Genomic DNA, 5892 nt, shown 5'->3' with positions numbered 1-5892 from the left:
TAATTTAGCACTAAACCCACTATTTTCCAAACTGCTATTGTGTGCTGTTTTTATTGAAGTCCTTTAAAAAAGTTCCAAACTTCTTCAGCATATTCTATATCTCTATTTTGAACTCCACTTGCAGGTGAAGAATTGGTATAAACGGTCTTACTTGGCACAGCGTGACCAGCGTTATTTAGAACAAAATAAATCAATGGTTTTGCACCACTGTAAATTCTTTTTTCTACGTTGCCAGCATCTGTTGTATTCAAATTAAAAGTTGATATGGTTGGATTAATATTTTGTAAACCGTTTCTTTGTAACCAATAATCTAAGGTTGCAGTTTGAGATATTACTTTTCCTCGATTACAATTGCCTCCAATATTAGCAACACAACCACCATTTGCAGGCATTGCAGGATCACTTGTTCCGTGAGTTATCAAGATTGGTAATGGTAGATTAGAGCCATTTGTACAAAGCCCGCTTTCTGGAAACTCTGGTAAATTCCCACTTGAAACAGCTATAGCTTTGATAGTTTCAGGAGATTGAAAAGCATAGGAATAGGTCATTAAAGCACCATTACTTGTCCCTGTTAAATACATTTTGTTTGAATTAATATTTAACTCTGAGATTAATTTTGAATTTAACTGATACAAAAAGGAAATGTCGTCACCTTGACTTCCAGATATATCATCACTTCTACAATCATTCCATCCAGGATTTCCTTGAATGTCGAGTGAACCTTCTGGATAGACTACTAAAAACTTTTCATTGTCTGCAATTGTTCGAAAAACGGATAATGGGTGAGTACCAATTTCTGAAACTCCAACACCAAGTCCACCGCCACCGTGTAAAACTGTTACAACGGCATTTACAGTTGTCATTCCTAGTGGTCTATAAACTAAATATTTTCTGGTAATGTTGTTAATTGTTATATAATTTGTTGTCAAACCTTCTTGGTATGGAATAACATTAGGATTTGAAGGATTTTGATTGTCGTCATCCTTGTTACAACCAAGGGTAAAAATCACGACAAATAATAAAAATGTTCTAATCATATTTTGTTTATTTTGATAGTTATACTTCGTTAGATATTATTTTCATTGAAAGGTTTAATCTTCGCACGCTATTTTTTAAAATAGCACACAACTTGAATTTATGTATGATAAATTCAATTCATTTAACAAGTATAACAAAAAGCGATAACGACTTCATGTTTAATTTTCAATAAAAAATCCCAAACTCCATAAGAATTGGAATTTGGGATTTTAAATTTTGGAATTTGAAACTACTTATTGTTTTCTATAATATAATTCAAAACTTTAGTCATCAAATGCACTCTATCTTTTCCAATAACATTGTGTTTGTGCATTGGATAAGGGAAATAATCTACTTGTTTTCCAGCTTCAACAAACTTTTTAACTAATGATAAATTGTGTTGTTCTACCACAACATCATCGTTTGTACCATGAATTAAAAGTAATTTTCCTTTTAAATCTTTCACATAAGTTAGTAAACTTGATTCTTCAAAACCTTTAGCATTTTCTGCTGGAGTATCCATATAACGCTCGCCGTACATGGCTTCATACCATTTCCAATCTACAACTGGTCCACCAGCAACACCAACTTTAAAAGCATCTGGTTTTCTTAGCATTAAGGAATTGGTCATAAATCCACCATAACTCCAACCGTGAACGGCAAGACGATTTCCATCAACATAAGGTAATGATTTCAAGTATTCTACACCTTTTATTTGGTCATCAACTTCGTTAGTTCCGCATTTTCCATGAATCACACTTTCAAATGCAAATCCGCGATTGTCAGAACCACGATTGTCAACAGTAAATACTAAATAACCTTGTTCTGCCATCCAATACATCCATAAATTCGCTCCATCTAAATAGGAATTTGTAATCATTTGAGCATGTGGTCCGCCATAAACATAAACCATTACTGGATATTTTTTAGTTGGATCAAAATTACTTGGCTTAATTAATCTTGTATATAAATCGGTTGTTCCATCGGCAGCTTTGATAGTTTTAATTTCAGCCGAACCCATTTCGTAACCTTCGTATTTATTTTTGCTTTCTAATAAAGTGGTAGCTTTTAAATTTTTATCATACAAAATTGATTTTGATGGAGTAGAATGGTTAGAATATTCATCAAAAAACCAATTCCCATCTGATGAAATTGAAACGTTGTGAACGCCTTCGTCTTTGGTAATCAAGGTTTGTTTTCCTTTTAAATCTACTTTATAAACCAACATATTCGTCGGATTTGGTCCAGTTGCTTTAAAATAAATTTCGGTTCCAGCAGGATTTGCTCCAATGATTTCTCTAGTAACAAATTTATTATTGGTCAATTGTTTGATTAATTTACCATCAATTGTATAATAATATAAGTTCTGAAAACCATCTTTTTCACTGTGCCAAACAAAATTATTAGATTTTTCGCTTGGGAAAAAAGCATCATGTTCTGGTTCTACCCATTTTGGATTCGTTTCATTTAATAAAGTTTTGATGAATTTACCAGAATTGGCATCGTATAAATTCAAACACATATCATTCTGACCACGATTTAATTCAGCAATTAAGATGAATTTTTCATCTGGTGTCCATGAAAGGTTTGTTAAATAATCATCCGAATTATTTCTTGGAGCAATAAAAACCGTTTTTCCAGTAGCAAGATTGTAAATTCCAACCTTTGGTTTTTCCGATTTTTGACCTATCATTGGATATTTTATTGAAACCAATTTTCCTGGAGTTTCATTTACATCTAATAGTGGATAATCGGCAACATCGGTTTCGTCTTTTTGGTAAAAAGCTAAAAAAGAAGATTTCGGCGACCAGAAAATTCCACCCGAAATTCCGAATTCACTTCTAGAAATAGTTTGTCCCGAAACGATATTTTTATCAGAATTAGAAGTAACTGCAATTTTTTCTTTATTCTTATTTAAGATGTATAAATTGTTTCCTTCAGTAAAAGCAAGGTTTTGATTGGCTTTATCAAAGGTTAGATTCTCTGAATTTTCAACCGCATCTTGAATTTTTGCGCCAGATTTTGAAGTAAGCGAATACGTATAATAATTTCCATTTTCAGAAACTATGATTGTTGTAGCATCAATCCATTGCAATCCGAAGAAATTTCTCAATTTTGTTCCCAATGCCGAATTGATTTCTGCAAGAGTAACTAATTCGGATGTTTTTTTATCAGATGTTGTAGCAGTTACCATTTTGCTCCATCCATCGGTATAATAAACGTATTTGTTGGAGTTAGGAATCCATTGAAAACCAGTTAATCTATCGGCTCCAAATTTTCTTCCTTGTTGTAAAACGCCGTCTTCTAATGTGATTTTCTTTAATTGCGCTTGCGATGTAAAGGCAAGGAATAAACTAAAGAAAACAATAATTTTTTTGTTCATAAATACTATTTGTTTGTTATTGTAAAGGTATAAAAAAAGGATAATGATTAGTTAGACTATTATCATTATCCTTTGTTACAAGTTTTGTAGTGCGTTATGTTTTTTTACAACAACCATCAAGATTTTCATAGGCAGTTGCATCAGCCACTACTTCATCGGCATCGTATCCTAATTTAGAAATGGAGTTTTTTATGTTTTCTATATTTGTTTTCTTACCATTGTAATAAACCGTGATAGTCATTTTTTCGGCATCAAGTTCATACATTTTCACGCCTTTAATCTTAAGCATATTGTCTTTAAAATTCAACCCACACGTTTCACATTCTTTACAATGATCACAGTAGATATTAGTTTTAATAACTGCTTTTTCATTCTTTTTACCATTTTGGGCCAAAGTAGCAAGTGAAAGAAATAAGCTAAGTAAAACAATAAGTTGTCTGTTCATAATTACTATTTGTTTGTTATTGTAAAGGTATAAAAAAAGGATAATGATTGGTTAGACTAGTATCATTATCCTTTGTTACATGTTTTGTAAATTATAAAACTAAGTATAAAACTCGAACCTCGAAACTCGAAACTCGAAACTAAATTTAATCTTCTTCAATTTCAAATTCGGCATCTTTCTCCCAAATTTCCATTTCGCATGGCTTGCAATTGAATTTTAGTTTGTATTCCAATTCGCCTTGTTTCAATACTAATGGTTCTTTTAACTTAGTTTCCATCGTATCTTTATGATATTTTGGACATTTCTCTAATTCGTATTTAATACAATATTTGGTAGTCATCACACGAGATTTTCCTGGATCCCATTGCAATTCGAATGCTTTTTCAATTTCGGTTACACCATGTCTTTCATAGAATTTACGAGCCACTTTATTAGCAACATTATACGTAAAATCCAATTTACTTTCTGGATAAGGATGCGATGTTTTTACAATTTGATGTTCATGACGAACGTAATTTGCCAAACGAATTTCAGATAATTGTTCGTAAACCGTTCTACGCATTTCATTGATTTTAGAAATAGGAAGAAACCAATTTTGTGAAAATACCACATCAATTTCATCAGCTGTATAAGGTGTAAAACCAGTTTTAGCTAAATTTATTTTGAAATTTTCTTCTATTGATTCGTTATTTTTGGTAGTTTCCTTCGGATGAACTAAAGTTACCGTACTTACATTTCCATCTTCATCGGTTGCCATTAATTGAAATCCGTCTTCGGTTTCAGATAATAATAAAGTAGTGCTAATTTTTCGAACTGCACTATCTTCACGTTCTACGATTTTGATAAAAGCAGCATCATTATTTCTGTAAATGAATGTTCCTTCTTTGATTTCCTTTAAAACATTTGGAAAAACAAATCCGTTTTCGGCTCTATTTACATAAATTCCATCGGCTTCGTTGTTCTCGTTGATGAAACAAAGTCCGTCACCATTGTTTAATAAATGACCGTTTTCAATTTCATACGAATTTCCAACCGTTTGAATTAGTTTACCTATATATTGACCTTTCGATTTTGGGCTTTCCCAAGAACCGATGGCTTGGTGTCTTTCGTTTACAAAATAATCGGTATAACCACGATTGAAACTTCTGTCTAGCGAAGAATCAAAAGTATAAGTACATTTTCCAGACGAAGCTTTGGAGTATTTAGTACTATTTTCATCTAAAAATGCATCTAATTTCTGACGTAAATACGACACGTTGTTTTTTACATAGACAATGTCTTTCAAGCGTCCTTCAATTTTAAAGGAAACAATTCCAGCTTCAATTAAATTCGGAATTTGATCCGATACATCGAAGTCTTTTATAGAAAGTAAGTGACTGTTTTTGATTAAAGTATCGCCGTGTCCATCAATTAAATTGTAAGGTAAACGGCAGTTTTGAGCACACGAACCACGATTGGCAGAACGTTCGCCATTGGCAACACTCATATAGCAATTTCCGCTAAAGGAAACGCACAATGCACCAGTTACAAAGAATTCCAATTCCACATCACTAGCTTCACTGATTTCTTTTATTTGATGCAAATTCAACTCACGTGCCAAAACAACACGTTTAATTCCGGCATCTTTTAGGAATTTGATTTTATCCGCATCACGGTTATTGGCTTGCGTACTTGCGTGAAGGACAATAGGAGGCAACTCCATTTCCATAATCGCCATATCTTGAACGATAAGTGCATCAACACCAATGTCATACAACTGATAAATCATTTTTCGACACGTTTCTAGTTCGTTATCATATAATATAGTATTGATAACTACAAAAACTTGGGCGTTAAATAGGTGTGCATATTTTACTAAATCTGCCACATCTTCAATAGAATTGTTGGCATTAGAACGCGCTCCAAATTGTGGTGCACCAATATAAACCGCATCGGCACCGGCATTTATTGCAGCCATACCGTGAATTAAATCTTTTGCAGGAGCGAGTATTTCTATTTTTTTCTTCATCAAATTTTCCTTAAATAAAAGTGTGCAAAGGTCTTATAT

The 5892-nt window shown here is 32.7% G+C and carries 4 protein-coding genes; all 4 read right to left on the bottom strand.

The features are described from left to right. Positions 1 to 50 precede the first annotated feature (50 nt). A complete protein-coding gene (locus tag DIU01_RS08500) occupies positions 51 to 1037 on the bottom strand; it encodes a hypothetical protein (protein ID WP_290833473.1) in 987 nt (328 codons plus the stop codon). Between the two features lie 230 nt (positions 1038 to 1267). Beyond that, complete coding sequence (locus DIU01_RS08495) at positions 1268 to 3400, bottom strand: DPP IV N-terminal domain-containing protein (RefSeq protein ID WP_290833471.1); 2133 nt, start codon at positions 3398 to 3400, stop codon at positions 1268 to 1270. Positions 3401 to 3494: 94 nt separating this feature from the next. Further along, positions 3495 to 3845, bottom strand: a complete 351-nt coding sequence (locus tag DIU01_RS08490) for a heavy-metal-associated domain-containing protein (protein WP_290833469.1) — start codon at positions 3843 to 3845, stop codon at positions 3495 to 3497. Between the two features lie 145 nt (positions 3846 to 3990). Beyond that, positions 3991 to 5853 (bottom strand): U32 family peptidase, encoded by a 1863-nt coding sequence (locus tag DIU01_RS08485; RefSeq protein ID WP_290833467.1) that lies wholly within the window; start codon positions 5851 to 5853, stop codon positions 3991 to 3993. Positions 5854 to 5892: the final 39 nt, after the last annotated feature.

This window comes from Flavobacterium sp. (genome assembly GCF_003525665.1).
In the GTDB taxonomy this organism is placed as follows: Bacteria; Bacteroidota; Bacteroidia; order Flavobacteriales; family Flavobacteriaceae; genus Flavobacterium.
The sequence above is the reverse complement of the archived record's forward strand: the minus strand, read 5'-3'. Positions and strand labels throughout refer to the sequence as shown.

What these genes read in the sequence shown, in the direction of transcription:
- DIU01_RS08500 (WP_290833473.1), bottom strand. Translation starts at nt 1,037, where the DNA reads ATGATTAGAACATTTTTATTATTTGTCGTGATTTTTACCCTTGGTTGT.
- DIU01_RS08485 (WP_290833467.1), bottom strand. Translation starts at nt 5,853, where the DNA reads ATGAAGAAAAAAATAGAAATACTCGCTCCTGCAAAAGATTTAATTCAC.
- DIU01_RS08490 (WP_290833469.1), bottom strand. Translation starts at nt 3,845, where the DNA reads ATGAACAGACAACTTATTGTTTTACTTAGCTTATTTCTTTCACTTGCT.
- DIU01_RS08495 (WP_290833471.1), bottom strand. Translation starts at nt 3,400, where the DNA reads ATGAACAAAAAAATTATTGTTTTCTTTAGTTTATTCCTTGCCTTTACA.